Annotated in this window: 24 protein-coding genes; 9 read left to right on the top strand and 15 right to left on the bottom strand. The window is 66.6% G+C overall.

Features of this window, described 5'->3' with window-relative positions; genetic code table 11:
• Positions 1-42: 42 nt before the first annotated feature.
• Positions 43-1,971 (bottom strand): M1 family metallopeptidase, encoded by a 1,929-nt coding sequence (locus KXV01_RS06435; protein ID WP_263467609.1) that lies wholly within the window; start codon positions 1,969-1,971, stop codon positions 43-45.
• Positions 1,972-2,154: 183 nt separating this feature from the next.
• Positions 2,155-2,916: a bifunctional demethylmenaquinone methyltransferase/2-methoxy-6-polyprenyl-1,4-benzoquinol methylase UbiE gene (ubiE, locus tag KXV01_RS06430; RefSeq protein WP_005419407.1), complete on the bottom strand. Its 762-nt coding sequence runs from the start codon at positions 2,914-2,916 to the stop codon at positions 2,155-2,157.
• An 81-nt stretch (positions 2,917-2,997) separates the two neighbouring features.
• Here ubiE and KXV01_RS06425 point away from each other — a divergent pair, with 81 nt between their 5' ends.
• The 5 genes from KXV01_RS06425 to KXV01_RS06405 all read left to right on the top strand — a co-directional run bounded on the left by KXV01_RS06425 (position 2,998) and on the right by KXV01_RS06405 (position 5,374).
• Complete coding sequence (locus KXV01_RS06425; protein ID WP_005419409.1) at positions 2,998-3,450, top strand: nucleoside deaminase; 453 nt, start codon at positions 2,998-3,000, stop codon at positions 3,448-3,450.
• Between the two features lie 199 nt (positions 3,451-3,649).
• A complete protein-coding gene (locus tag KXV01_RS06420) occupies positions 3,650-3,910 on the top strand; it encodes a hypothetical protein (RefSeq protein WP_099495722.1) in 261 nt (86 codons plus the stop codon).
• Positions 3,911-3,985: 75 nt separating this feature from the next.
• Positions 3,986-4,321, top strand: coding sequence for a hypothetical protein (locus KXV01_RS06415; protein WP_005411085.1), 336 nt, complete (start codon positions 3,986-3,988; stop codon positions 4,319-4,321).
• A 70-nt stretch (positions 4,322-4,391) separates the two neighbouring features.
• Positions 4,392-4,814: a low affinity iron permease family protein gene (locus KXV01_RS06410; RefSeq protein ID WP_099485376.1), complete on the top strand. Its 423-nt coding sequence runs from the start codon at positions 4,392-4,394 to the stop codon at positions 4,812-4,814.
• Between the two features lie 107 nt (positions 4,815-4,921).
• Complete coding sequence (locus KXV01_RS06405) at positions 4,922-5,374, top strand: transposase (RefSeq protein ID WP_099485375.1); 453 nt, start codon at positions 4,922-4,924, stop codon at positions 5,372-5,374.
• Between the two features lie 108 nt (positions 5,375-5,482).
• Here KXV01_RS06405 and smeF read toward each other — a convergent pair whose 3' ends face one another.
• The 3 genes from smeF to smeD form a co-directional block, all read right to left on the bottom strand.
• Positions 5,483-6,883: a multidrug efflux RND transporter outer membrane subunit SmeF gene (gene smeF, locus KXV01_RS06400; RefSeq protein ID WP_141653560.1), complete on the bottom strand. Its 1,401-nt coding sequence runs from the start codon at positions 6,881-6,883 to the stop codon at positions 5,483-5,485.
• 91 nt (positions 6,884-6,974) lie between these two features.
• Entirely contained in the window at positions 6,975-10,097 is a 3,123-nt protein-coding gene (gene smeE, locus KXV01_RS06395) for a multidrug efflux RND transporter permease subunit SmeE (protein WP_100478785.1), read from the bottom strand.
• 12 nt (positions 10,098-10,109) lie between these two features.
• A complete protein-coding gene (gene smeD / locus KXV01_RS06390; RefSeq protein ID WP_049414357.1) occupies positions 10,110-11,294 on the bottom strand; it encodes a multidrug efflux RND transporter periplasmic adaptor subunit SmeD in 1,185 nt (394 codons plus the stop codon).
• A 207-nt stretch (positions 11,295-11,501) separates the two neighbouring features.
• On the opposite strand from smeD, the gene smeT reads away from it, so the two are divergent.
• Both smeT and KXV01_RS06380 read left to right on the top strand, forming a co-directional pair.
• Positions 11,502-12,161 (top strand): efflux transporter SmeDEF transcriptional repressor SmeT, encoded by a 660-nt coding sequence (smeT, locus tag KXV01_RS06385; protein WP_049414358.1) that lies wholly within the window; start codon positions 11,502-11,504, stop codon positions 12,159-12,161.
• Positions 12,162-12,206: 45 nt separating this feature from the next.
• Positions 12,207-13,199, top strand: coding sequence for a Gfo/Idh/MocA family oxidoreductase (locus tag KXV01_RS06380; protein WP_263467607.1), 993 nt, complete (start codon positions 12,207-12,209; stop codon positions 13,197-13,199).
• 97 nt (positions 13,200-13,296) lie between these two features.
• On the opposite strand, the gene hslU is transcribed toward KXV01_RS06380, so the two are convergent.
• The 8 genes from hslU to KXV01_RS06340 form a co-directional block, all read right to left on the bottom strand.
• Positions 13,297-14,670, bottom strand: a complete 1,374-nt coding sequence (hslU, locus tag KXV01_RS06375; RefSeq protein WP_263467606.1) for an ATP-dependent protease ATPase subunit HslU — start codon at positions 14,668-14,670, stop codon at positions 13,297-13,299.
• Between the two features lie 103 nt (positions 14,671-14,773).
• Positions 14,774-15,325, bottom strand: coding sequence for an ATP-dependent protease subunit HslV (gene hslV, locus KXV01_RS06370; protein WP_005411093.1), 552 nt, complete (start codon positions 15,323-15,325; stop codon positions 14,774-14,776).
• 85 nt (positions 15,326-15,410) lie between these two features.
• Positions 15,411-16,307, bottom strand: a complete 897-nt coding sequence (gene xerC / locus KXV01_RS06365; protein ID WP_049438989.1) for a tyrosine recombinase XerC — start codon at positions 16,305-16,307, stop codon at positions 15,411-15,413.
• A gap of 16 nt (positions 16,308-16,323) precedes the next feature.
• On the bottom strand, positions 16,324-16,998 hold the full coding sequence (locus KXV01_RS06360) for a DUF484 family protein (RefSeq protein ID WP_049414366.1): 675 nt from the start codon (positions 16,996-16,998) through the stop codon (positions 16,324-16,326).
• Entirely contained in the window at positions 16,995-17,846 is an 852-nt protein-coding gene (dapF, locus tag KXV01_RS06355) for a diaminopimelate epimerase (protein ID WP_049414367.1), read from the bottom strand. The genes KXV01_RS06360 and dapF overlap by 4 nt, the downstream gene beginning before the upstream one ends.
• Positions 17,839-18,111 (bottom strand): lipoprotein, encoded by a 273-nt coding sequence (locus KXV01_RS06350; RefSeq protein ID WP_061479704.1) that lies wholly within the window; start codon positions 18,109-18,111, stop codon positions 17,839-17,841. Before KXV01_RS06350 ends, dapF begins: the two co-directional genes overlap by 8 nt.
• An 82-nt stretch (positions 18,112-18,193) precedes the next feature.
• Positions 18,194-18,622, bottom strand: a complete 429-nt coding sequence (locus KXV01_RS06345; RefSeq protein WP_099495716.1) for a YbaN family protein — start codon at positions 18,620-18,622, stop codon at positions 18,194-18,196.
• 54 nt (positions 18,623-18,676) lie between these two features.
• Positions 18,677-20,788 (bottom strand): S9 family peptidase, encoded by a 2,112-nt coding sequence (locus KXV01_RS06340; protein ID WP_099485379.1) that lies wholly within the window; start codon positions 20,786-20,788, stop codon positions 18,677-18,679.
• Between the two features lie 206 nt (positions 20,789-20,994).
• On the opposite strand from KXV01_RS06340, the gene KXV01_RS06335 reads away from it, so the two are divergent.
• The gene (locus KXV01_RS06335; protein WP_134709719.1) at positions 20,995-22,188 is read left to right on the top strand and encodes a pyridoxal phosphate-dependent aminotransferase; all 1,194 of its coding nucleotides are present in this window, start codon (positions 20,995-20,997) and stop codon (positions 22,186-22,188) included.
• 74 nt (positions 22,189-22,262) lie between these two features.
• Here the strand turns inward: KXV01_RS06335 and KXV01_RS06330 are convergent, their stop codons facing one another.
• Both KXV01_RS06330 and KXV01_RS06325 read right to left on the bottom strand, forming a co-directional pair.
• Positions 22,263-24,359, bottom strand: a complete 2,097-nt coding sequence (locus KXV01_RS06330) for a prolyl oligopeptidase family serine peptidase (RefSeq protein ID WP_005419457.1) — start codon at positions 24,357-24,359, stop codon at positions 22,263-22,265.
• Between the two features lie 69 nt (positions 24,360-24,428).
• The gene (locus tag KXV01_RS06325) at positions 24,429-24,728 is read right to left on the bottom strand and encodes a hypothetical protein (protein WP_263467605.1); all 300 of its coding nucleotides are present in this window, start codon (positions 24,726-24,728) and stop codon (positions 24,429-24,431) included.
• A gap of 128 nt (positions 24,729-24,856) precedes the next feature.
• Here KXV01_RS06325 and KXV01_RS06320 point away from each other — a divergent pair, with 128 nt between their 5' ends.
• Complete coding sequence (locus KXV01_RS06320) at positions 24,857-25,456, top strand: lipocalin family protein (protein ID WP_164284258.1); 600 nt, start codon at positions 24,857-24,859, stop codon at positions 25,454-25,456.
• Positions 25,457-25,510: the final 54 nt, after the last annotated feature.

The following is a 25,510-nucleotide window of genomic DNA, read 5'->3' as shown; positions in this document are numbered from 1 at the left end:
TGAAGCAGTGACCGGTTGCCGGCCAGCGGCCGGCACTACCGCTTACTTGGCTTCAGCCTTGGCCAGCATGTCCTGCACCGAGGCGGTGGTGATCGGGTGGTAGCCCGGCTTGGCCTTTTCAAAGGCCTGCTTGGCCAGCTCCAGCCCCTTCGGGGTCTTCACCAGTTCCGCGTAGATCGGCAGGATCAGCTTGCGACGGCCGACGCGCTCGATGAACGCGGCAGCACCTTCGTTGGCCTGCTCGTAGCCGCTGCGGATCGCCAGCGGGTACCAGCGCATGGCGATCTCGCCATTCGGGGTGCCAGTGAAGTGGAACGCCTTGTCCAGCGTGGCCAGCTTGTCCAGCGGCTGGGTCGCACCCAGGCCGTCGATGAAGCGCACCCATTCCTGCGTGCTCCAGTCGGCGATGACCTGGCTGCTGGGCACGGTGCCGGCGCTGGCGAAGGCAATACGTGCGGTATCGACGCTGCTGAAGTTGCGCGACTGCGCCTTGGCCGCGAACGCCGGGATACCCGGCTCGTCCAGCCAGGCCTTCAGTTCGGCCTCGGTCACGGCCGACGGATTCTTCGGCAGCAGGTTCTTCTTCATGTAGTCGACGAACTGGTCGGTGTTCGCGCTCTGGAAGGCGTGGTCATCGAACCAGCCCCGCAGGAACGGATCGAAGGTCTCGCGGCCGAAGCGCTGTTCCAGGAACTCCAGGAACCATGCACCCTTGACGTAGGCGACCTGGCTGAGCGCTTCGTCGGGGTCGCGCTCGTTCAGCGGCGGCAGCGCCAGCGCCTGGTCGGTCGGGCTCATGTCCTTCACCTCGGCCAGCAGGTCGGTCTGGTCGATCTGCTTCTCCATCTCGGCCATCTCCTTGCCGTACAGGGCTTCGGTGATGCGGCCCTGGACGTAGGTGGTGAAGCCTTCATTGAGCCAGATGTCCTTCCAGCTGGCGTTGGTCACCAGGTTGCCCGACCAGCTGTGCGCCAGTTCGTGGGCGACCAGCGAGACCAGCGACTTGTCGCCGACGATCACGGTCGGGGTGGCGAAGGTCAGGCGCGGGTTCTCCATGCCGCCGAACGGGAACGACGGCGGCAGCACCAGCATGTCGTAGCGGCCCCAGCGGTATTCGCCGTAGAGCTTCTCGGCGGCACCGATCATCTTCTCGGTGTCTTCGAATTCCTTGGCGGCCTTGTTGACCATGGTCGGCTCGGCCCAGACGCCGGAGCGGCCGGAGATCGGCTCGAACACCAGGTCACCGGCGGCGATGGCCAGCAGGTAGGACGGAATCGGCTGCGGCATCTTGAAGGTGTAGTCACCATCACGCGCGGCCTTCGGATCGTTGTCGGCGCTCATCAGCACCATCACGTCCGGGCGCGAGACCACGTGCGCGCTGTAGGTGAAGCGCACGCTCGGGGTGTCCTGCAGCGGCACCCAGGAACGGGCATGGATGGCCTGCGACTGGCTGAACATGAAGGGCAGCTTCTTGCCCTCGGTCATCGACGGCGCCAGCCACTGCAGGCCCGAGGCGGTCGGTGCGGTGTGGTAGGTCACTTCCACCTTGGCCGGCTGCTCCGCAGCCTCGATGGTCAGCTTGCTGCCGAACACCTTGTCGGCCGGGGCCAGCTCGAACTTCAGCGGGCTGCGTGCGCCATCGGCGGCGACGGCCTCGACCTTGGACACGGTCAGCTCGCGGGTGTCGAGCACCAGCTGCCTGGCGTCCTTCTGTTTCCATTCCAGGGTGTAGGTGGCGGTGCCGCCGATCTGCTTCTGGTCGAAGTCCAGCTTCAGATCCAGCGCGATGTCCTTGATGACGACCTTGTCCGGCTCGGCGTACGAGCTTTCGTCGTGGCTGCGGTTCTCGGCGTTCACGGGGGCGGCGGGGGCCTTTGCGGCAGTCGGGGCGGCGGCGGGCGCGGCCGCCTCCCGGGAGCAGCCGGCGGCCAGGGCCACGGCCAGCGGAAGGAGCATCAGCGGATTACGCATGAATCGGGACCGTTACGGGGATCAAACCCCAATGGTACCTCCCTCGGGCCCGGCAGGCGTTGCGCGGTGCGGGGTAATGGCGGCCCACAGCACCGGTCGTGCCGGCCGCTGGCCGGCATCCGCACGGACGATGACCGGGCACGGGGATGCCGGCCAGCGGCCGGCACGACCGGAACACCGGGCTTACAGCTTGTAGCCGGAGTGGATCGAAACGATGCCGCCGGTCAGGTTCTTGTAGTGGCAGCGCTCGAAGCCGGCCTGCCCCATCATCGCCTTCAGTTCGTCCTGCGGCGGATGCTTGCGGATGCTCTCGGCCAGGTACTGGTAGCTGTCCGAATCGTTGGCGAACAACTTGCCCAGCCTGGGCAGGATCTTGAACGAGTGGAAGTCGTAGATCGGCTTGAACCAGTCCGCAGTGACTTCGGAGAACTCCAGCACGCGGGCCTGGCCGCCCACCTTCAGCACGCGGTACATCTCGCGCAGGCCGGCGTCCTTGTCGGTCACGTTGCGCAGGCCGAAGGCAATGGTGACCAGGTCGAAGCTGTTGTCCGGGAACGGCAGGGCTTCGGCGTTGCACTGCACGTAGTCCAGGCCAAGCACCAGGCCGCGGTTGGTCAGGCGGTCACGGCCGACCGACAGCATGCCGGCGTTGATGTCGCCCAGCACCACCGAGCCCTCGGCGCCGACGCGCTCCTTCAGCAGCGCGGCGATGTCGCCGGTGCCGCCGGCCAGATCGAGCACGCGGTCGCCCGGCTTCACCTGCGCGGTCGCCACGTAGTAGCGCTTCCACGCCCGGTGCACGCCCAGGCTCATCAGGTCGTTCATCAGGTCGTAGTTGCGCGCGACCGAGGTGAACACCTGGCCGACCAGCTTCTGCTTGTCCTTGGCGGCGACGTCGCGGAACCCGAAATGGGTGGTACCGGCTTTGTAGGGGGATTCGCTCATGGCCCCGATTATCGCACCGCCGGGGGCCAGCGGCACCCCCTGCCCGTATCATGGTGGGCCACGACTGACCGGAGCCCCCGCATGATCACCACGCCCGACTACCAGGCCCTGCTGCAGACCGCCATCGCCGAAGCCCGTCAGGGTCTGGCCGAGGGCGGGGTGCCGATCGGCGCGGCGCTGTACCACAACGACGGCCGCCTGCTCGGCTGCGGCCACAACCGCCGCGTGCAGGAAGGCGACCCGTCGGTGCACGGCGAAACCGACGCCTTCCGCAAGGCCGGCCGCCAGCGCCGCTACCAGGACACCATCATGGTCACCACGCTGGCCCCATGCTGGTACTGCTCGGGCCTGGTGCGCCAGTTCAACATCGGCACCGTGGTGGTGGGCGAATCGCGCACGTTCCAGGGCGGCATCGACTGGCTGCGCGAAAACGGCGTCAACGTGATCGACCTCGACAATCAGGAATGCGTGGATCTGCTGGGCGATTTCATCAGCCGTCATCCCGACATCTGGAACGAGGACATCGGCGAATGAGCCACACGCACTCGTCTCTGCAAGACATTTAATGAACGCTTCAGCGCCGGTGCGCCCTTGTGCCGGCGGCCTTTGCGGGCATCGGCGTGACCCCGCGCACAGTCAGCCAGGTCACGCGCACACGCTGCGGTAACACCCCACGGGGCTGACACGCCTACGGTGGGGTCACCGGGGCACCCTTCCCCCGGCGGAGCCAGCCATGTGCGCGCACGCCGTACGCCCTACGACAGACCCGATCCTCGATCCGATCCGCGAACGCTTGCAGCGGCAATATGCACTGCACCGGCGCGGCGCGCTGTTCTGGACTGCCTATCAGCACATGCAACTGGAGCTGGTCCGCCGCCACCCGCTCGACCACGAACGCCTGTGCAATGCGATGGCCGCTCTGGCCGAAGACCTCGGTGCGGTCGAACACGCCCAGTTGATCGGCCATGCCAACGCAGGCTCCACATTCCGCTGACGCGGCATGCACCGCCATATACGCCACACTCCGATGAACCCCCACTCCCTTTCCACTCAACCGAACTGGATTGTCATGCACGCTGAAGTCCCCACCATTCCTCCGGTCATCAATGTAGACGCCGAGCTTGACCACTGGCGCCGCCAACATGCCGAAGGCGCACTGCCGCACAACTCGTTCGGCTCGTACGTGCCGTGGATCAAGTTCGCCTGTGATTCGCTGATCACCCAGCCGCGCGCCAGCGAGGCCGAACGTGATGAGATGTTCCAGACCCAGTACGCCCTGCAGATCATGCCGCGGCTGAGCGAAGCCCAGGCCCGTGAGTTCGTCGACCGTTGCTGGCAGCACGTCTACCAGAGCAGCCCGGTGCGCAGCCTGCAGGCGCCACGACTGCAGCGCATGCGCGCCTGACCGGCGCTGCACGGCGCCTGCACGGGTCACTGCCGATCATCCTCGTCACCTGAGTGGGAACACGACGACGATGAAAGCGCGCAACCTGTTCAATACGATCGCCAAGAAGGCCGCGACAGCCACCGGCTCACCGTGGACCTTCCTGGCTGCGGTAGGGATCGTGGTGATCTGGGGCATCAGTGGTCCGGTGTTCGGTTTCAACGACACCTGGCAGCTGGTGATCAACACCGGCACCACCATCATCACCTTCCTGATGGTGTTCCTGATCCAGCACACGCAGAACGCGGACACCGCCGCGATGCAGATCAAGCTGGACGAGCTGATCCGGGCGACGGCCGAGGCCAACAACGAACTGCTGGATCTGGAAGAACTGGACGAAGCGCGCCTGGAAGAGATCCGTGCCGAGTACGAGCAGATGGCCCGCGAAGCAGGCGATGCGCTGGCGCGCGTTCGCGCCTGCCATGCTGCGCGGCGCGACGATGAAGCGATCTGACGGTAGCGCCGGGCCATGCCCGGCGAGCGCGATACCCGGAAGAATCCCACACGGGCCATCGCCCTCGGCTGATAACGGCGGACATCCCATCAGTGCAGACTGGCGCCATGTCCAGCCGTCACCTGGAACGCGGCCGCCACTCCCGTATCGGGGGCTACTACGTCCTCACCACGGTCGTACGCCACCGGCGTCCGGTGTTTGAAGATCCACGTTGTGCAACGTGTCTTGTGGATGCATTGAGGTATGTTGAACGCATGGGCCTCAGTCGGTCCTTTGCTTGGGTCGTCATGCCTGACCATCTGCACTGGCTGATGCAGCTGCGCGACGGATCACTGGCGCGCATGATGGGAACGGTGAAATCCCGCAGCGGCCGGTTGCTGGGGCAGCAGTTCGGCATACAGACGCCTTTGTGGCAGCCGAGCTATTTCGATCACGCGGTACGCAGCGAGGAAGCCTTGAGGCGCCATGCGTTGTACATCCTGGGCAACCCCATCCGAGCAGGGTTGACCCTGCATCTCGATGAATATCCGTTTGCATGGTGCCGTTGGCCCATGCGGTAGCGCCTGACCATGCCCGGCGAGCACGAAGTGCGGTCCGCCCAGACGTCAGGCATGCAGGAACGAAAAGCCGCCGGGCGTGGCCCGGCGCTACCGGTATCGAATTGCTGCTCAGCCGCGCTCGTGCCAGCCACCACCCAGCACCTTGTACAGGGTGATGCGGTTGGCCTGCTGGGCCAACTGCGCCTGCAACTGGGTCTGCTGCGCGTTGTAGGCAGTACGCCGTGCGTCCAGCAGGGTCACGAAGCTGTCCAGGCCGGCGTCGTAGCGTGCCTGCGACAGGCGGTTGGCCTGTTCGGCCGCTTCCACCAGGCGCTGCTGTGAACTCACCTGCTCATCCAGGCTGACATTCAACGCCAGCGCATCGGCGGTTTCGCGGAAGCCCACCTGGATCGACTTCTCGTACTGCGCCAGTGCGATATCACGATCGGCGTTGGCGACGGCCAGGTTGGCGCGCAGCTTGCCGCCCTGGAAGATCGGCAGGGTGATCTTCGGCAGGAAACTCCATACGCGAGTGCCGCTGTCGAACAGGCTGGACAATTCGCTGGAGCCACTGCCAATGCTGCCGGTCAGCGAGATGCTCGGGAAGAACGCGGCACGTGCCGCGCCGATGTTGGCATTGGCGGCCAGCAGCTGGTGTTCGGCGGCCATGATGTCCGGGCGCTGCAGCAGCACATCGCTGGGCAGGCCGGCCGGCGGCGGCGCCAGTGCCAGCAGCTGCGGTTCGATGCCGTCCGGCAGCAGCGCTGGATCCAACTGGCCACCCGCCAGCAGCGCCAGCGCGTTGCGGTCCTGGGCCAGCTGGCCACGCAGGCGCGCGGCATCGGTGCGCGCGGTTTCGACCAGCGTGCGGGTCTGGGTCAGTTCCAGCGCCGAACTGCCGCCACGCTCGTGGCGGGCCTCGGCCAGGCGCAACGAATCCTCGTAGGTCTTCAGCGTGGCATCGGCGATCTTCAGACGCTGGGCATCGGCACCGTAGGTCAGCCACGCCGTCGCTGTCTCGGCCACCAGGCTCAGCTGCGCGTTGCGACGATTGGCAGCCACGGCAAAATACTGCTGCAGTGCCGCTTCGCTGAGGTTGCGCACGCGGCCGAACAGGTCCAGCTCGAACTCGGCCACGCCGACACCGGCGGTGAACTGCTCGGTGACGCCGGCGTCGGTGCCTTGGCGCTGCATCTGGCCGGTGACGGCCACGCCGGGCACGCGGTCGGCGCGCTGTACGCGGTACTGGCCGCGCGCGCGTTCAACGTTGAGCACGGCCACGCGCAGGTCTCGGTTGTTCTGCAGCGACTGCTCGATCACCTGCTGCAGGCGCGCATCGGTGAAGAAGTCGCGCCAGCCGACGGCGGCGACATCGGCCACCTGGCCCTGTACAGCCTCGGCCGGCCACTGCGCCGGAATTGCCGGAGCGACGGCGGTGTTCTTCGGCACCAGAGTGGAGCAGCCGGCCAGCGCGAGCGCGGCGGCAATGGAAAGGAACAGGGATGCACTTTTCATGGGAATGACTTCCATCGGTACTGCCGGATGGCAGGAGGCGATGCCGGCCAGCGGCCGGCACTACCGTTTCGATAACGCCAGCCTGAGGCCGGCATGGCCGTTTCGCTTACGTCGCGGATTTGCGCTTGAACACGCGCTGCACCACCACGAAGAACAGCGGCACGAAGAACACGCCGAGCACGGTGCCGACGATCATGCCGCCGAGCACGCCGGTGCCGATCGCCTGCTTGGCGCCGGATCCGGCACCGGTGGAGATCGCCAGCGGTACCACGCCCATGCCGAAGGCCAGCGAGGTCATCACGATCGGACGCAGGCGGTCGCGCACGGCGTGCATGATCGACTCGATCAGGCTGGCGCCCTTTTCCAGGTTTTCCTTGGCGAACTCGACGATCAGGATCGCGTTCTTGCTGGTCAGGCCCACCGTGGTCAGCATCGCCACCTGGAAGTAGATGTCGCGCTCCAGGCCCTTGAAGGTGTTGGCCAGCACCGCGCCGAGGATACCCAGCGGGGCCGCCAGCAGCACCGCGGTCGGCACGCTCCAGCTTTCGTACATCGCGGCCAGGCACAGGAACACGATCATCAGCGACAGCGTGTACAGCAACGGCGTCTGCGAGCCGGCCTGGCGTTCCTGGTAGGACATCGCCGTCCATTCGATGCCGAAACCCGCGGGCAGTTGCTTGGCCAGCTGTTCGATCTCGGCCATGGCATCACCGGAGGCGACGCCCGGGGCCGGCTCGCCCTGGATTTCCATTGCCGACACACCGTTGTAGCGCTCCAGGCGCGGCGAACCGTAATCCCAGTGCTTGGTGGCGAATGCACTGAACGGCACCATCTCGCCCTTGTCGTTCTTCACGGACCAGAGGTCGAAGTCCTCCGGGACCATGCGGAACGGCTGGTCGGCCTGCACGAACACGCGCTTGACGCGGCCACGATCGACGAAGTCATCGATGTACGAGCTGCCCCACGCAGCGGCCAGCGTGCCGTTGATCTGGTCGATCGACAGCCCCAGCGAGGTCGCCTTGGCCGCGTCGATGTCGATGCGGAACTGCGGCGTGTCCTCCTGGCCGTTCGGGCGCACGTTGGCCAGCTTCTTGCTGCCGGCGGCCAGGCCGAGCAGCTGGTTGCGTGCGGCCACCAGTGCCTCGTGGCCCTGGCCGCTGTTGTCCTTCAGGAAGAAGGTATAGCCCGAGGCAGTACCCAGTTCCGGAATGGCCGGCGGCGGGAAGGCAAAGATGAAGGCATCCTTGATCTGGCCCAGGGCTGCCATCGCACGACCGGTGATCGGCATCACGCCATTGTTGGCGTCACGCTCGCTCCAGTCCTTCAGCTTGACGAACGCCATGCCGGCGTTCTGGCCCATGCCGGCGAAGCTGAAGCCCTGCACGGAGAACACCGAATCCACCGCATCCTTCTCGTTCTGCAGGAAGTGGTTCTCCAATGCCGCGATCGATTCCAGCGTGCGCTCCTGGGTGGCGCCAACCGGGGCCTGCACCAGCGCCATCAGCACGCCCTGGTCTTCGTTGGGCAGGAACGAGCTGGGCAGGCGCACGAACAGCACGCCCATCAGCACGAACAGTGCCGCCACGATGCCCATGAAGCGCCACGGACGATGGATGATGCCGCGCACACCACGCTGGTAACTTTCGCTGGTGCGGTCGAAGCCACGGTTGAAGCCGTTGAAGAAGCGACCGGCCAGGCCGCGGTGGGCAACATGATGCTCGCCCTTCTTCAGCGGCTTGAGCATGGTCGCGCACAGTGCCGGCGTCAGCACGATCGCCACCAGTACCGACAACGCCATTGCAGAGACAATCGTGGCCGAGAACTGCCGGTAGATCACGCCGGTGGAGCCGCTCATGAAGGCCATCGGCACGAACACCGCCGACAGCACCAGGCCGATACCCACCAGCGCACCGGTGATCTGGCCCATCGACTTGCGGGTCGCTTCAAGCGGCGACAGTCCTTCCTCGGACATGATGCGCTCGACGTTCTCCACCACCACGATGGCATCGTCCACCAGCAGGCCGATCGCCAGCACCATCGCGAACATGGTCAGCATGTTCACCGAGAAGCCCAGCATCGCCAGCACGCCGAAGGTACCCAGCAGCACCACCGGCACGGCGATGGTCGGGATCAGGGTGGCGCGGAAGTTCTGCAGGAACAGGTACATCACCACGAACACCAGCACGATCGCTTCAAGCAGGGTCTGCACCACGCCCTTGATCGACACGCGCACGAACGGGGTGGTGTCGTACGGGATCTCGGCCTTCAGCCCGGCCGGGAAGAAGCTCTTCATGTCTTCCAGCGCAGCGTCCACGCCGGCAGCGGTATCCAGCGCGTTGGCGCCGGTGGCCAGGGTGACCGCCAGGCCGCTGGCCGGCTGGCCGTTGTAGCGGGTGACGAAGTCGTAGGACTCGGCCCCCAGTTCGACGCGGGCGACATCACCCAGGCGCAGCTCGGCACCGTCCTGCGCGCCGCGCACGATGATGTTGCGGAACTGTTCCGGGGTCTGCAGGCGCGACTGCGCGTTGATGGTGGCGTTGAGCTGCTGGCCCTTCACCGACGGCGCACCGCCGAGCTGACCGATCGCCACCTGGGCATTCTGCGCCTTGATCGCCGCAGTCACTTCCGCGACGGACAGGCCATAGGTATGCAGCTTGTTCGGGTCCAGCCAGATGCGCATGGCGTACTTGCCACCGAATACCTGGATGTTGCCCACGCCCGGCACACGGCTGAGGCGGTCGACGACATTGGAACCGACGTAGTCGGCGATGTCATTGGCGTCCATGCTGCCGTTCTCGGACACGAACGCGATGACGTTCAGGAAGCCCGAGCTGGACTTGGCCACGTTGATGCCCTGCCGCTGCACTTCCTGCGGCAGCAGCGGCATGGCCAGCTGCAGCTTGTTCTGCACCTGCACCTGGGCGATGTCCGGGTTGGTGCCGCTCTCGAAGGTCAGGGTGATGGTGGCCTGGCCGTTGGACGAGCTGTTGGAGGAGAAGTAGATCAGGCCATCAAGGCCCTTCATGTTCTGCTCGATGATCTGCGTCACCGAGTCTTCGACCACCTTGGCCGATGCACCCGGGTAGGTGGCGCTGATTTCCACCGCCGGCGGCGCGACGTTGGGGTACATCGAGACCGGCAGCTTGAACAGGGCCAGGCCGCCGGCGAGCATGATGATGATGGCGATCACCCACGCGAAGATGGGTCGATCGATGAAAAAGCGTGCCATGGGGTTCTCCGCTTACTTCGCGTCGCCGGCCGGGGCGGCAGGCTGGGCGACGGCCGCCGGCTTGGCCGGTGCGTCGCCCTTTTCGGTGGCCTTGACCGGCATGCCGGGGCCGATCTTCTGCAGGCCTTCGACGATGACCTTGTCACCGGCCTTCAGGCCCTCCTCGACCAGCCACTTGTCGCCGACCGTGCGGCTGACCTTGACCGGGCGTACTTCGACCTTGTTGTCCTTGCCGACCACCATCGCCGTGGTGTCGCCCTTCGGATCGCGGGCGATGCCCTGCATCGGCACCAGCACTGCATCACTGCGCACGCCGCCGCCGATCACCGCACGCACGTACATGCCCGGCATCAGCAGGCCGTCCGGGTTGTCCACCTTCACGCGCAGGCCGAAGCTGCCGGTGGCCGGATCGACGCTGACTTCGGAGAACTCCAGCGTGCCCTTGTGCTCGAAGGTGCTGCCGTCTTCCATCAGGATGCTGACCGGCAGGGTCTGGTTGTCCTGCAGGCGGCCGGCGGCCAGTTCGCGGCGCAGCTGCAGCAGCTCGGCCGAGGACTGGGTCAGGTCGACATAGATCGGATCCAGCTGCTGCACCGTAGCCAGTGCATTGGCCTGGCCGGCGCTGACCAGCGCACCCTGGGTGACGCTGGACTTGCCGATGCGGCCGCTGATCGGCGCGGTGATGCGGGCGTAGCCCAGGGTGACGTTGGCCGCGTCCAGCGATGCCCTCGCGGCACCGACATCCGCCTCGGCCTGCTTCTGCGCGGCCACGGCATTTTCCAGGTCCTGCTGGCTGACCGCATCGACCTTGGCCAGCTCGGTGATGCGCTTGGCGCTCAGCCGGGCGGCATTGGCGGTGGCCTCGGCGCGGGCCAGCTGGGCGCGGGCACTGTTGGCCTGGGCGCGGTAGCTGGCGTCCTCGATCTGGTACAGCGGCTCGCCGGCCTTGACCATGCCACCTTCGGTGAACAGGCGCTTGGCGACGATGCCGTTGACCTGCGGCCGCACTTCGGCGACCAGGAAGGCGTTGGTACGGCCCGGCAGTTCGCGGGTCAGGCCCACGGTCTCGGACTTCAGCGTGACCACAGTGACGTCACCCGGGCCCTGCTCGGGGGCCTGGGGTTGGCCGCCGCAGGCAGCCACGGTCGCGGCGATCGCCAGCGACAGTGCAAAGGGTCGGATTCGGCTCAGCAACATGACGGAAAGGCTCATAGGGGAAGGAATCTCAAATCGCGCTGATACAGGCCGAAAGCGCCAGCAGGCAACGCTCACCAGCGGGGAGTGGGAGCCGGACCGGCCTGCCACGCACACGACGGGAATGATGGGAGCGAAATATACATACATGCTTGTTTGTTTGTAAACCGGTACAATTCAGCCACGTTTCACCCGCACTCGTACCCATCCATGGCCCGCAAGACCAAAGAGGACACCCAGGCAACCCGGGAAGGCATCCTTGACGCCGCCGAAGCCTGCTTCCATGAACACGGCGTGGCCCGTACCACGCTGGAGATGATCGGTGCCCGCGCCGGCTATACCCGCGGTGCGGTCTACTGGCACTTCAAGAACAAGAGCGAGGTGCTGGCCGCGATCGTCGAGCGCGTGCATCTGCCTTTCATGCAGGAGCTGGAGCGCACCTCGACCGACCAGCGCGACACGCCGGTGCACGACCTGCGCGCGGTGATGATCCACTCGTTCATCGAACTGTCGGAGGACGAGCGCCTGCGCAAGACCATGGAGATCATGCTGCGCAGCGATGCGTCGGCTGATACCAGGGTGCTGACCGAACTGCAGCAGGCCGGTTTCCGCGATGGCCTGGACCGGATGGAACGTGCCCTGCGCCGGGCAAAGGACCTGGGCCAGCTGCGCGAGGGTGCAGACCCGAAGATCGCCGCACGCATGCTGCACGCCACCGTGCTGGGCGTACTGCACGGTGCGATGGTCGAACCGGATCTGATGGACCTCAAGCGCGATGGCATGCTCGCACTGGACATGACCCTGGCCGCCTACGTAAAGGACGGGGTGTTCGTTCCCGGCACCGTGCCCGAGCCGCTGCCCGAGGCATGAGCGGGGTCGCTGCCGCCACCGCAGCCCCAATGTGAGGACAGACCCATGATCCTGGACAACGTGGTGTGGGGCTTCATCGGCTGCGGCAGCGTCACCGAGAAGAAGAGCGGCCCCGCCCTGGCCAGCACACCGGGCTCACGGGTGGCGGCGGTCATGCGCCGCAATGCCGCATTGGCCGAAGACTATGCGCGGCGCCACGCGGTGCCACGCTGGTACACGGATGCCGACGCGCTGATCGCCGATCCGGACGTGAACGCGGTGTACGTCGCCACGCCGCCCTCCACGCACATGCAGTACGCATTGCAGGCGATTGCCGCAGGCAAGCCGGTCTACATCGAAAAGCCGATGGCAATGGACCATGGCGAATGCGAGCGCATCCTGGAAGCCAGTGCACGCCGTGGCGTGCCCGTGTTCGTCGCCTACTACCGCCGCGCCCTGCCCCGATTCGCGCAGGTGAAGCTGCTGCTGGACAGCGGCGCGATCGGTACACCGCGCAGCGTTCGCGCCACCCTGCATCGGCCGCATTCGGTGGATGCCGCATCGCCGGACTTCTGGCGGACCAATCCCGCGATCTCCGGCGGCGGGCTGTTCGTCGATCTGGGCTCGCACACCTTGGACCTGCTCGATCATCTACTGGGTCCGCTGAGCGATGTGCGCGGCCTGGCCAGTTCGTTGGCCGGCGCTTACGCCGCCGAGGACAGCGTTTCAATGTGCTTCCGCACTGGAGCGGGCGCGCACGGCATCGCGCAATGGTGCTTCTGCGCGTTCCGCCGCCAGGATGAGATCGAGATCACCGGCGACCGCGGGCAGCTGCGCTTTGCCACCTTCGAGGATGTTCCGGTGGTGCTGGAGACCGAAGCCGGCGTGCAGACGTTCGACATCCCCAACCCGTCGTCGATCCAGCAACCGTTGATCGCCTCTCTCGTGGACGAACTGCGCGGCAACGGGCACTCGCCCTCGAACGGCATCAGCGCCGCTCGCACCAGTGCAGTGATCGACCAGGTACTGCAGGCGTACCGCGCCCGGCAATCGTGCTGAGCGCCAACGCAGAAGGCCGCCCTGCGGCGGCCTTTTGCGTTGCAGCGAGGGGGGGGCAGAGCCCTCGCCACGGCGAGGGATCCGACCGGATCGGGCGTTACAGGATGTAGCGGCTCAGGTCCGGGTCCTGCACCAGCTCGCCCAGGTGTGCATCGACGTAGGCTTTGTCGATGGCCAGGGTTTCGCCATCGCGGTCCGGTGCCTCGTAGCTGAGCGAATCCAGCAGGCGCTCCAGCACGGTATGCAGGCGGCGAGCGCCGATGTTTTCCTGGCGCTCGTTCACCTGGAACGCGATCTCGGCCAGGCGCTCGATGGCATCGGCGGTGAAACTGACCTTGACGCCCTCGGTGGCCAGCAACGCTTCGTACTGCTTGGTCAGCGCGGCCTTCGGCTCGGTCAGGATACGCACGAAATCATCCTTGCTCAGCGCCCCCAGTTCCACGCGGATCGGGAAGCGGCCCTGCAGCTCCGGAATCAGGTCGCTGGGCTTGGCCAGGTGGAACGCGCCCGACGCGATGAACAGGATGTGGTCGGTCTTGATCGTGCCGTACTTGGTGGACACGTTGGAGCCTTCCACCAGCGGCAGCAGGTCGCGCTGCACGCCTTCGCGGGACACGTCGCCACCGCCCACGTTGTCACCACGCTTGGCGACCTTGTCGATCTCATCGATGAAGACGATGCCGTGCTGCTCGCACGCCTCGATTGCGGCAGTACGGATGTCATCCTCGTTGACCAGCTTGCCGGCTTCTTCCTCGATCAGCAGCGGGCGCGCGGCCTTGATGGTCAGCGTGCGCTTGTGCGCCTTCGCGCCGCCACCCAGGTTGGCGAACATCGACTTCAGCTGCTGGCCCATTTCCTCCATGCCCGGCGGGGTCATGATGTCCATGCTGACATTGGCCGCCAGGTCGAGCTCGATCTCGCGCTCGTCCAGCTCACCGTTGCGCAGCATCTTGCGGAACTTGATGCGGGTCTCGTTGTCCTGCGCCGACGGTTCGTTGCGGGCGACTTCCGGATCGAAACCGATGCCGCCGCTACGACGCGGCAGCAGCGCATCGAGGATGCGGTCTTCGGCGCGTTCTTCGGCCTGGGTACGCACGCGCACCTTGGCCTGTTCGCGATAGAGCTTGACCGCGGTGTCGGCCAAGTCACGGATGATCTGTTCGACGTCCTTGCCGACGTAGCCGACTTCGGTGAAGCGGGTGGCTTCGACCTTCACGAACGGTGCGTTGGCCAGCGTCGCCAGGCGGCGCGCGATCTCGGTCTTGCCGACACCGGTCGGGCCGATCATCAGGATGTTCTTCGGCATCACTTCATTGCGCAGCTCCGCCGGCAGCTGCATGCGGCGCCAGCGGTTGCGCAGGGCGATGGCCACCGCGCGCTTGGCGTCGTGCTGGCCCACGATGTGCCGGTCCAGTTCCTGCACGATCTCGCGCGGGGTCATGGTGGCGGAGGAAACTTCGATCTTCGACATGGATGTGCTCACGGATTCTTTGTCGGTAGTGCCGGCCGCTGGCCGGCAACCAGGCACGCGTGCGGGGGATCATGAGGTCGCCGGCCAGCGGCCGGCGCTACCCTCACAGTTCCTCGACCACCACGTTGCGGTTGGTGTAAATGCAGATGTCGCCGGCGATGCCGATCGCTTCACTGGCGATGGTGCGTGCATCCAGTTCGGTGTGCGCCATCAACGCGCGCGCGGCCGACAGTGCATAGGAACCACCGGAGCCGATGGCGATGATGCCGTCCTCCGGCTCGATCACATCGCCGGTGCCGCTGATGATCAGCGAGGTTTCCTTGTCAGCCACTGCCAGCAGGGCTTCGAGCTTGCCGAGGCGGCGCTCGGTGCGCCAATCCTTGGCCAGCTCGACCGCAGCGCGCTGCAGCTGGCCGTGCTTTTCCAGCTTGGCCTCGAACAGCTCGAACAGGGTGAAGGCATCGGCGGCGGCACCGGCGAAACCGGCCAGCACCTGGCCGTCGCGGCCAAGGCGGCGCACCTTGCGCGCGTTGCCCTTCATCACGGTGTGGCCCAGCGTGACCTGGCCGTCGCCGGCAATGGCCACGTGCTCGCCGCGACGGACGCAGACGATGGTGGTGGCGTGGAAAACGTTGGGGTTCTGACTGGGGTCCATGATGCCTCCGGGGTGACAGAACCAGAGGTGGGGACTGCGCTGCGCCCTTCAAGCCACCCGCGACCGGCTGACGCAGGGGCAACGTTCAGCTTTCTCCGCTGCCCTCGTTGCTGCGTCGGCGCTTGGCGCGCGGATGCGCGGCGTCGTAGACCTTGGCCAGGTGCTGGAAATCGAGGTGGGTATAGATCTGCGTGGTGGCGATGTCGGCATGGCCCAGCAGCTCCTGCACACCACGCAGGTCGCCGGACGATTCCAAGATGTGGCTGGCAAAACTGTGCCGCAGCATGTGCGGATGCACGTGCTTGAACAGGCCCTGGCGCTGCGCCAGCTGGCGGATGCGGATCTGCACCGCACGCTGGCTGATCGGCCCGTTGCGACCGGGGAACACCGGCGATGCCGGACCACCGCCACTTTCCGCGCGCCACGCCTGCAGCGCTTCGCGTGCCGGCCGGCCGAACGGCACCCGGCGCTGGCGGTTGCCCTTGCCCAGCACGTTGACCAGCCCGCTGTCGAAATCCAGGTCGCGCCAGGTCAGCGCGCAGACTTCGCTCAGGCGCAGGCCGGAGGAATAGAACAGTTCCAGCAGCGCGCGGTCACGGCGGCCGAGCTCACCTTCCGGTTCAAGCTCGACCAGCTGTACGGCTTCGTCGGCATCGAGCACCTGCGGCAATCGGCGCGGTGCGCGCGGTGCCTTCAGCGTCGCTGCAGGGCTGACCTCGATGCGGCCGTGCTTGAGCAGCCAGGCATAGAAGCTGCGGCAGGCCGACAGGCGGCGCTGCAGGCTCTTGGCCGACAGGCCGCGGCGATGCTCGTCGGCGACGAACTGGCGCAACGCATCGGCATCGAGCGCCTCCACCGCCACGCCACGCGGTTCGGCCCAGACCGCTAGCGCGTCCAGGTCGCGGCGGTAGGCGTCAAGCGTATGCGCCGACATCCGCCGCTCCACCTGCAGGTGCTGCAGGAAGGCCTGTACCGCGCTCATCGTCGTCCGGTCCTGCTCAGTCGTGGAAGCGCTTCAGGCCAGTGGCCAGGGCGTCGCCCATCATGCGCAGGAACAGCGTGCCCATGCCCGGGTAGAAGCGGTTCGGGTCGTGGCTGCCGACTGCGATCAGGCCGACGCCCGGCAACGGCAGCAGTGCGGTGGTCTGCACTTCCTCGCTGCGCACGCCGTACAGGACGGCATTCTTTTCCGGCTGCAGGCGGCCGCAGATCGGCTCGCCGTCGTTCAGGCAATCACGGAACGGGCCCAGTTGCGGATCATCGGCAGCAATCACCTGCAACCAGTCGGCCTGTTCCAGCCCGGCCACCGGCGCATGCACCACCAGCCGCACCAGGTCGCCGGCGAAGTCTTCCTGCAGCGATGCGGCCATCGCGCGCAGGGTATCGGCCGCGTTGTCCTGCTTCATCAGTGCCAGGGTCAGCTGGTGCGTGCGCACCGCAAGGCGTTCATTGACCTGGGCGGTCGCGCCCAGGTCGGCCAGCCGTCGTGCCAGCTCGCGGTTCTTCTCGCGCAGCACTTCCAGCTGGTAGCTGGCCAGCGATGCGGTCGGGCCGTCATCGCGCGGCACCACCAGGGTCAGGGCCAGGTCCGGGAACTGCTTGAGGAAGCCGGGATGACGCCGCAACCAGGCAGCGACTTCATGGGCCCCGAGCTTGTCGACGGTTTCGCTCATGCCATCCACTCCCCTTCGAAGACGAATGCGGTCGGGCCCGCCATCACCACCGGCTGGCCATCGCCCGGCCACTGGATGCGCAGGTCACCTCCGGGCAGGCTGATGCGCGCATCGCGCTGCAGGCGGCCGCGCTGCATCAGGGTCACGGCGGCGGCGCAGGCGCCACTGCCGCAGGCCAGGGTCTCGCCGACACCGCGCTCGAACACGCGCAGGCGGGCGTGCGCCGGGCCCATCACCTGGGCGAAGCCCACGTTCACCGAGCGCGGAAACGACGCGTGCTGCTGCAGCAGCGAACCCACGCGTTCAACCGGAGCGGCATCGATCAGGCCGACTTCGATCACCGCATGCGGGTTGCCCATCGACACCGCAGCGAAGCGTACGCTCTCGCCCTGCAGCGGCAGCAGGTATTCCTCGCGCGGGTGGGCGAAACCCATCAGCGGCACGTTGGCCGGCTCGAAAGCAGGCACGCCCATCGTCACCGCAAACTGCCCTTCGCCCAGCGCCTTCACCTCATGGCTGGCCAGCGGGCTGTCGATGACGAACGCATCGCCCTGCGCACTGCCCTCGCGCACCAGCCAGGCCGCGATGCAGCGCGCGCCATTGCCGCACTGCTCGGAATTGGAACCGTCGGCATTCCAGATGCGGTACGAGGCCACCGAGCCTTCCGCACGCGGCGCCTCGATGGTCAGGATCTGATCGCAGCCGACGCCGGTGTGGCGGTCGGCCAGGCGCGCGGCCAGTTCAGGCGTGGGCGGCGCAGTGCCGTCACGCAGGTCGATCACTACGAAATCGTTGCCCGCGCCATGCATCTTGCTGAAGCGCAGGGCCCTGGAACCGGCCTTACTCATTCCCGCTGCCCGCCTTCTTCGCTGGCGCGGGTGCCGGCTGGGTGGTCGTTGCAGCCGGGTCGACGGTCGTGGCCGGGGCAACGGCACCCTGGGCCTCCGCCGGGGTCGCCTCGGTGGCGGGCTCGGCAGCGGGTTCGACGGTTTCTTCCACCGGCACCGGCTTCTGCGGCAGTACCAGCGGGCCCTTGTTGCCGCAGGCGGCGAGGAGCAGCAGCGAGGCCGCTGCCAGCGGAATCAGGATGGCGTTTCGATGGGGGATCTTCATGCCCCGAGTATAGCCATTGGCGGCTGAGCGGTTGGTGCAGGGAATCGGGTTGCCGGCCAGCGGCCGGCACTACCGCCGGCGCTCAATCCGCGGGCGGTGGCGGCAACGGCCGCGTCCACAGCCAGATTGCGACCACGGTCATGCTGCCGATCGAGAACCACTTCACCCAGGCGATCGGCACGCACCACAGCATGATGGCGGCACACACCGCCATGGTGATCGTGGCCATCCACTTGCCATAGCGGCTGACCGCCCCGTGTGCCTGCCAGTTGGCGATGGCCGGGCCGAAGCGCGGGTGCTGCAGCAGCCAGGTGTGCAGGCGTTCGGACCCACGTGATGCAGCCCACGCCGAGATCAGGATGAATACGGTGGTCGGAAGGCCCGGCACGAAGATGCCGACGATGCCGGTGCCCAGGCTGACGTAGGCCAGCAGCCACCACGCCCAGCGGAAACGCACCACGCGCGGTGGCGTGGCGGTATCGCGGGACGCGGTGGGCTCGGGCAGGCTCATGGCCGCAAGGATAACGGTTCGGGGTGCCCGGCAACGCCCGGCCCCCCTTCGCCGTTACGGCTGAGCGATGCCCAGCTGCTGCAGCACGAACGCGTACGACTCGGACAGCTCGCGGTAGCGCTGGAAGCGCCCGGACTTGCCACCATGCCCGGCCTCCATGTTGGTGCGGAACAGGATCGGGTGGTGGCCGGTGTTGTCGTCACGCAGCCTGGCCACCCACTTGGCCGGCTCCCAGTACTGCACCTGCGAATCCCACAGTCCGGTGCCCACGAACAGCGCCGGGTAGGCCTGCTGCTTCACGTTGTCGTAGGGGGAGTAGGACAGCATGTAATCGTAATACTGTTTCTGTTCCGGGTTGCCCCACTCGTCGTACTCGTTGGTGGTCAGCGGAATGGTCGGGTCGAGCATGGTGGTGACCACGTCGACGAACGGGACCTGCGCCACCATCACCCGGTAATCCTGCGGGGCCTGGTTGGCCACCGCACCCATCAGCAGGCCACCGGCACTGCCGCCGGACGCGGCGACGCGATCCTTCGCCGCCCAGCCCTGTGCGACCAGGCCGCGGGTGACGTCGATGAAGTCGTTGAAGGTGTTCTGCTTGTGCAGCAGCTTGCCGTTCTCGTACCAGTCGCGGCCCATTTCCTGGCCACCGCGGATATGGGCAATGGCATACACTACGCCGCGGTCGAGCAGGCTCACCGCGGTCTGGTTGAAGTACGGATCCATCGACATGCCATAGCTGCCATAGGCGTACTGGAACAGCGCGCCCTTGCCATCCTTCTGGTAGCCCTTGCGGTAGACCAGCGACACCGGCACCTTCACGCCATCGCGCGCGGTGATCCAGACGCGGTCGGTTTCGTACTTCGAGGCGTCATAGCCGATCACCGGCTGCACCTTCAGTTGGCGGCGCTCACCGGTGGCGGTGTTCAGTTCGAACACGGTGGTCGGGGTGGTCATCGAGGTGTAGACGTAGCGCAGCCACGGCGTATCGGCCTCGGTGTTGTCCCCCAGGCCCATCGAGTACGCCGGCTCGTCCGCCTTCACGTAGTCGCTGCGGCCATCCTTGAACAGCAGGCGGATGCGCTCCAGGCCCTCGGAACGTTCGGCGATGGCGGTGTAGCTGTCGAACAGCTCGAAGCCTTCGATGAACACCGCATCGTCATGCGCGATCCAGTCCTTCCACTGCGCACGCGAGGTGGCATCGGTCGGTGCGGTGACCAGCTTGAAGTTCTTCGCACCGTCGTTGGTGCGGATCACCCAGCGGCCGTCGTAGTGGTCGGCGTCGTACTCGACGTCACGCTGGCGCGGGGCCAGCACGGTGAAGGTGGTCGGATCGCTGGCCGGTGCGTAGCGCTCTTCCGAGGACACGGTGCTGTGCACGCCGATGGTGATGAAACGATCGTCGCGGGTGCGGCCGATGCCCATGTAGAAGCTGTCGTCCTTCTCTTCGTAGACCACGGTGTCGGCGCTGACCGGGGTGCCCAGCACGTGCTTTTTCACCCGCACGGTCAGCAGCGTTTCCGGATCGTTCTCGACGTACAGCACGGTGCGGTTGTCGTCGGCCCAGACCAGGTCGCCGGAGCTGCCGGTGATCACATCGGGCAGCACCTTGCCGGTGGCCAGATCCTTGAAGCGGATCGTGTACTGGCGGCGGCCGACATCATCATCGGCCCAGGCCAGCAACTGGTTGTCCTGGCTGACCTCCATCGAGCCGACGCTGAAATACCCCTTGCCAGCGGCCATGGCGTTGACGTCCAGCAGGATCTCCTCGGCGGCCTCCATGCTGCCCTTGCGGCGCGCGTGGATCGGATAGTCCTGGCCGGTCTCGAAGCGGCTGTAATACCAGTAGCCGCGTTCGCGCGCCGGCACGCTGGAATCGTCCTGCTTGATGCGGCCGACGATCTCCTTGTACAGGGTGTCTTCGAGCGGCTTGAGCGGCGCCAGCACCTGGTCCGCGTAGGCATTCTCGGCCTGCAGGTAGGCCAGCATGTCCTTGTTCTCGCGCTTGTCGTCGCGCAGCCAGTAATAGTCATCGTTGCGGGTCGCGCCGAACGGCGCCTTGACCACATGCGGATGCCTGGCGGCATCCGGCGGAACGGGCGGAGTGGCGGCGGTAGCAGTCGTGGTCATCAGGCTGGCGAGCAACAGGCAGAGGGTGGACTTCATGAAGTAGGGTTCCTTGAACTGCAATGCAATGGCGTCCTTGTGCCCGAGTCTGGGTTGCAGGAGGGTTGCGGGCAACCCTGCGGATCGTCATGGGGTAGTGCCGGCCGCCGGCCGGCAACCTCACGAACCCGGAGACGGTCGGAATGCGGGCCGGCGGTCGGCACTACCAGAACGCATGACCCCGACGCGCGGCGTACCATGGGCACATGAGTACCCTGCCCCACCCGCCGGGCTACAGCCGGCGCAGCCATGAAATCGCCCCGTTCCACGTGATGTCCCTGCTGGCCCGCGCGCAGGCGCTGGAACAGGCCGGCCACGATGTGATCCACCTGGAAATCGGCGAACCGGACTTCACTACCGCCGAACCGGTCGTGCGGGCCGGCCAGGCCGCACTGGCCGCCGGTCACACCCGCTACACCGCCGCGCGTGGCCTGCCGGCGCTTCGCCAGGCGATCAGCGGTTTCTACCGCAGCCACTACGGTCTGGACATCGATCCTGAACGCATCCTGGTCACCCCGGGTGGGTCCGGTGCGCTGCTGCTGGCCAGCAGCCTGCTGGTCGATCCCGGCCGCCACTGGCTGCTGGCCGACCCCGGCTATCCGTGCAACCGCCACTTCCTGCGCCTGGTGGAAGGCGGTGCGCAACTGGTACCGGTCGGGCCGGAGACCGCCTACCAGCTGACCCCGTCACTGGTGGAACAGCACTGGAATGCCGACAGCGTCGGCGCGCTGGTCGCCTCGCCGGCCAACCCGACCGGCACCGTGCTTTCCGCCGCCGAGCTGGCGGCACTGTCGAAGACCCTGCACGCGCGTGGTGGTCACCTGGTGGTGGACGAGATCTACCACGGCCTGACCTATGGCCTGGATGCGCCCAGCGTGCTGCAGGTGGACGACAGCGCGTTCGTGCTCAACAGCTTCTCCAAGTACTTCGGCATGACCGGGTGGCGGCTGGGCTGGCTGGTAGCGCCGCCGTCCGCCGTACCGGATCTGGAGAAGCTGGCGCAGAACCTGTACATCAGCGCGTCAAGCATCGCCCAGCACGCCGCGCTCGCCTGCTTCAGCGAGGAATCGATGGCGATCTTCGAGCAGCGCCGCGACGCGTTCCGCCAGCGCCGCGACTTCCTGCTGCCGGCACTGCGCGAGCTGGGCTTCCGTATCGAAGTCGAGCCACAGGGCGCGTTCTACCTGTACGCCGACGTCAGCGCCTTCACCGACGATGCGCAGGCGTTCTGCGCCCACTTCCTGGAAACCGAGCACGTAGCGTTCACCCCGGGCCTGGATTTCGGCTTCCATCGCGCCAACCAGCACGTGCGCCTGGCCTATACCCAGGAGGTGCCGCGATTGCAGGAGGCGGTGGCGCGGATTGCGCGCGGATTGAAGCGCTGGCAGGGATCACGCTGACGGCGGTGCCGGCCAGCGGCCGGCACTACCGGATAATGAAAAACGCCGCCCTGAGGCGGCGTTTTCCGTTCTGCTTACTTGCCGCCCAACCGCTCCCACAGGAAGCTGTATGCCAGTGCCGACATGTGCGCGGCCTGCGCATTGTTGGCGGCGCCGCCGTGACCCCCTTCGATGTTCTCGTAGTAGGTCACGTCCTTGCCGGCGTCGATCATCTTCGCCGCCATCTTGCGGGCATGGCCCGGGTGCACGCGGTCGTCGCGGGTCGAGGTCGTGAACAGCACCGGCGGGTAGTTCTTCTTCGCGTTGAACAGGTGGTACGGCGAGAAGGTCTTGATGAACTCCCAGTCACTGGTATCCGGGTTGCCGTACTCGGCCATCCACGAGGCACCGGCCAGCAGGTGGCTGTAGCGCTTCATGTCCAGCAAGGGCACCTGCACCACCACCGCACCGAACAGCTCCGGGTACTGGGTCAGCATGTTGCCGGTCAGCAGGCCACCGTTGCTGCCGCCCTGAACGCCCAGGTGCTTGGCGCTGGTGATCTTGCGCTTGACCAGGTCCCGCGCCACCGCGGCCATGTCTTCGTAGGCCTTGTGGCGGTTCTGCTTCAGCGCCGCCTGGTGCCAGCGCGGGCCGTACTCGCCGCCGCCGCGGATGTTGGCCACCACATACACACCGCCCTTCTCCAGCCAGGCGCGGCCCATGCCACCGGAATAGCTCGGGGTCAGCGAGATCTCGAAGCCACCGTAGCCGTACAGCAACGTCGGATTGGAGCCATCGAGCTTCATCGCCCTGTCGTGCACCACGAAGTACGGCACGCGGGTGCCGTCCTTGCTGGTGGCGAAGTGCTGCTCGATCACCTTGCCCTTGGCATCGAAGAAGGCCGGCATGGTCTTCAGTGTTTCCGGGGCCTGGCCGATCTCGGCCAGCGCCAGCGTGGTCGGGGTCAGGTAGTCGGTGGCGGTCAGCCACACTGCGTCGCTGTCATTGCTGTCCACTGCAGCCACGCCCAGCGTGCCGAAGGCAGGTGCGCCGACGAAGCGGCTGGTCTGCCAGCCATTGGCACCCGGGGTCAGCACCGACAGGCGGTTCTTGACGTCGTCCAGCACGTTCAGCACCAGGTGGCTCCTGGTCCAGGTGGCGCTGGCCAGCGAGGTGGTCGCGGTCGGGGTGAACAGCACCTCGAAGTCGCGCTTGCCGGCCAGGAAGTCGTCCAGCTTGGTCGCCAACAGCGAACCGGACGCGTAGGTCTTGCCGCCCACGGTCCACGGGTCGCGCAGCTCCAGGGTCAGCCACTGCTTGTGCAGGCCCTTCTCGGCCGAATTCGGCGCGTCGATCTTGGTCAGCGTGCCGTCGTCGCCACGCAGGTAGAGTTCGTTGTTGTAGAACGCCAGCGTGCGGCTGACCAGGTTGCGCTCGAAGCCCGGCGTGTCATCGTGCATCGCCGCGATGTACATGTCTTCCGGCTTGCCTTCGTACACCGTCGTGGCCGAGGCCATCGGCGTGCCGCGCTTCCACAGCTTGGCTACGCGCGGATAGCCGGAGGTGGTCATCGTGCCGGCACCGAAATCGGTGTAGACGAACACGGTGTCGCGATCGACCCAGTTGAGGCCGCCCTTCGACTCCGGACGGAAGAAGCCGTCCTTGATCCAGGTCTTGTTGGCCAGGTCGAATTCGCGGGTGACGTCGGCATCGGCGCCGCCGCGCGACAACGCGATCAGGCAACGGCTGTAGTCCGGGCGCAGGCAATCGGCGCCGTGCCAGACCCAGTTCTCACCCTCGGCCTTGTTCAGTGCATCCAGGTCGAGCACGGTCTCCCACTGCGGCGAGGCCTTGCGGTACTCGGCCAGGGTGGTGCGCCGCCACAGGCCGCGCTCGTGCTGCTGGTCCTTCCAGAAGTTGTAGTAGTAGTCACCGATCTTCTGCACGCCGGGAATCTTGGCATCGGAGTCGAGCACCTCGCGGATGCGGGTCTCCATCTGCTTGAAGGCCGGGGTCTGCGCCAGGCGCGCCTCGGACTTGGCATTCTGTTCCTTGACCCAGGACAGCGGCTTGTCGCCGGTGACGTCCTCCAGCCAGGCGTAGCGGTCGGTATCTTCAGCGGCCACGGCGGTCCCCACCGACGCAGCGGTCATCATGCCGGCCAGCAGGCAGGCGGAAGCGAGTCGTGACATTGCAGCTCCAGGCAGTCATAAGCCGTGGAACGCTAGCACGGAATGTCGTGGCCTCCCCCGTGTCGAAGGTCAGGCCGTGGCGGCCGGGCTGCGTCGCCGACGCGCCTGTCCACCGGTACGCCGCACCTTCGGCAGCCCCGACAGGCGCGGCAGCGGGAAGCGCAGCAGCGCCCACCAGGCCGCGAGCGGCATGCCGATCAGCCACATCGGCAGCCAGCCCAACCACACGCTGCTGCCACGTGCCGCTGGCCAGACCAGTACCAGCGCCAGTCCGGCCAGCGCCAGTTGCCGCACGCCACGCAGCAGGCGCGGGTCGGCGCGTTCGATGATGCGTTCAGTTGCAGGGTGACGGACGGAACGTGTGTTCATGGGCCTTCTCCGGTAGACAATGCAACACAGCTTGGGCAAGCCCCTTCTCACAGATTGCGACACCATTGACGGATCGCGCACGCTCAGTCGACCATGCTCAGGCAAAGCCCTCCTGAGCCCGCTCCCGCATGACTTCGATCCGCCCGCTCTGCGCCGTGTTGCTGGCCCTGTCCCTGGCGGGTCCCGCCATGGCGGTCGGTGAGCCGCCATCGCCCCGTGCCAGCGCCCCGCGCGCCGATCCGGATGCCCCGATCGACCTCAAGCGCTTCATGGGCACCTGGTACGTGATCGGCCGCGTGCCGAACTTCATCGAACGCGGGCACGTCGCCAGCGTCAACGAGTACGAGTTGCGCGATGAGCACAAGGTCGGCATCACCTACCGCTACCGCGACGGCTTCGGCGAACCCCTGCAGGAGATCCGCGCACGCGCCAGCGTCGACCCGGACAGCGGCAACCACGGCTGGCGCACCTGGTTCTACCGCGTGGTGCCGACCCACTCTCGGGTGCTGGACGTCGCCCCGGACTATTCGTGGGCACTGATCGGCTACCCGGGCCGCGAGATGGCCTGGATCTTCTCGCGCACGCCGGACATGGACAAAACCCTGTACAAGGAGCTGGCCGAGCGCCTGCGCGACGAGTACGGCGTGAACACCGACAAGCTCAAGCGCGTGCCGCAGCATCCGGAACAGGTCGGCAAGCTGGGCTACGAAGTACCGAACGCGCGTTGATCGTTCGTGGGATTGCCGGCCAGCGGCCGGCACTACCGTTTTTTCCCGGCAATC

The organism is Stenotrophomonas sp. Ps181, assembly GCF_025697425.1.
GTDB classification, from domain to species: Bacteria; Pseudomonadota; Gammaproteobacteria; order Xanthomonadales; family Xanthomonadaceae; genus Stenotrophomonas; species Stenotrophomonas sepilia.
The sequence above is the reverse complement of the archived record's forward strand: the minus strand, read 5'-3'. Positions and strand labels throughout refer to the sequence as shown.

Coding starts and splice junctions, on each gene's coding strand:
- KXV01_RS06405 (WP_099485375.1), top strand. CDS start 4,922: ATGTCCAGCCGTCACCTGGAACGCGGCCGCCACTCCCGTATCGGGGGC.
- hslV (WP_005411093.1), bottom strand. CDS start 15,325: ATGGACCCCAGTCAGAACCCCAACGTTTTCCACGCCACCACCATCGTC.
- KXV01_RS06330 (WP_005419457.1), bottom strand. CDS start 24,359: ATGTCACGACTCGCTTCCGCCTGCCTGCTGGCCGGCATGATGACCGCT.
- KXV01_RS06325 (WP_263467605.1), bottom strand. CDS start 24,728: ATGAACACACGTTCCGTCCGTCACCCTGCAACTGAACGCATCATCGAA.
- KXV01_RS06415 (WP_005411085.1), top strand. CDS start 3,986: ATGCACGCTGAAGTCCCCACCATTCCTCCGGTCATCAATGTAGACGCC.
- KXV01_RS06360 (WP_049414366.1), bottom strand. CDS start 16,998: ATGAGCGAAACCGTCGACAAGCTCGGGGCCCATGAAGTCGCTGCCTGG.
- smeD (WP_049414357.1), bottom strand. CDS start 11,294: ATGTTGCTGAGCCGAATCCGACCCTTTGCACTGTCGCTGGCGATCGCC.
- KXV01_RS06435 (WP_263467609.1), bottom strand. CDS start 1,971: ATGCGTAATCCGCTGATGCTCCTTCCGCTGGCCGTGGCCCTGGCCGCC.
- KXV01_RS06340 (WP_099485379.1), bottom strand. CDS start 20,788: ATGAAGTCCACCCTCTGCCTGTTGCTCGCCAGCCTGATGACCACGACT.
- KXV01_RS06345 (WP_099495716.1), bottom strand. CDS start 18,622: ATGAGCCTGCCCGAGCCCACCGCGTCCCGCGATACCGCCACGCCACCG.
- KXV01_RS06425 (WP_005419409.1), top strand. CDS start 2,998: ATGATCACCACGCCCGACTACCAGGCCCTGCTGCAGACCGCCATCGCC.
- smeF (WP_141653560.1), bottom strand. CDS start 6,883: ATGGAAGTCATTCCCATGAAAAGTGCATCCCTGTTCCTTTCCATTGCC.
- smeT (WP_049414358.1), top strand. CDS start 11,502: ATGGCCCGCAAGACCAAAGAGGACACCCAGGCAACCCGGGAAGGCATC.
- KXV01_RS06420 (WP_099495722.1), top strand. CDS start 3,650: ATGTGCGCGCACGCCGTACGCCCTACGACAGACCCGATCCTCGATCCG.
- KXV01_RS06410 (WP_099485376.1), top strand. CDS start 4,392: ATGAAAGCGCGCAACCTGTTCAATACGATCGCCAAGAAGGCCGCGACA.
- hslU (WP_263467606.1), bottom strand. CDS start 14,670: ATGTCGAAGATCGAAGTTTCCTCCGCCACCATGACCCCGCGCGAGATC.
- smeE (WP_100478785.1), bottom strand. CDS start 10,097: ATGGCACGCTTTTTCATCGATCGACCCATCTTCGCGTGGGTGATCGCC.
- KXV01_RS06350 (WP_061479704.1), bottom strand. CDS start 18,111: ATGAAGATCCCCCATCGAAACGCCATCCTGATTCCGCTGGCAGCGGCC.
- KXV01_RS06380 (WP_263467607.1), top strand. CDS start 12,207: ATGATCCTGGACAACGTGGTGTGGGGCTTCATCGGCTGCGGCAGCGTC.
- KXV01_RS06320 (WP_164284258.1), top strand. CDS start 24,857: ATGACTTCGATCCGCCCGCTCTGCGCCGTGTTGCTGGCCCTGTCCCTG.
- KXV01_RS06335 (WP_134709719.1), top strand. CDS start 20,995: ATGAGTACCCTGCCCCACCCGCCGGGCTACAGCCGGCGCAGCCATGAA.
- ubiE (WP_005419407.1), bottom strand. CDS start 2,916: ATGAGCGAATCCCCCTACAAAGCCGGTACCACCCATTTCGGGTTCCGC.
- xerC (WP_049438989.1), bottom strand. CDS start 16,307: ATGAGCGCGGTACAGGCCTTCCTGCAGCACCTGCAGGTGGAGCGGCGG.
- dapF (WP_049414367.1), bottom strand. CDS start 17,846: ATGAGTAAGGCCGGTTCCAGGGCCCTGCGCTTCAGCAAGATGCATGGC.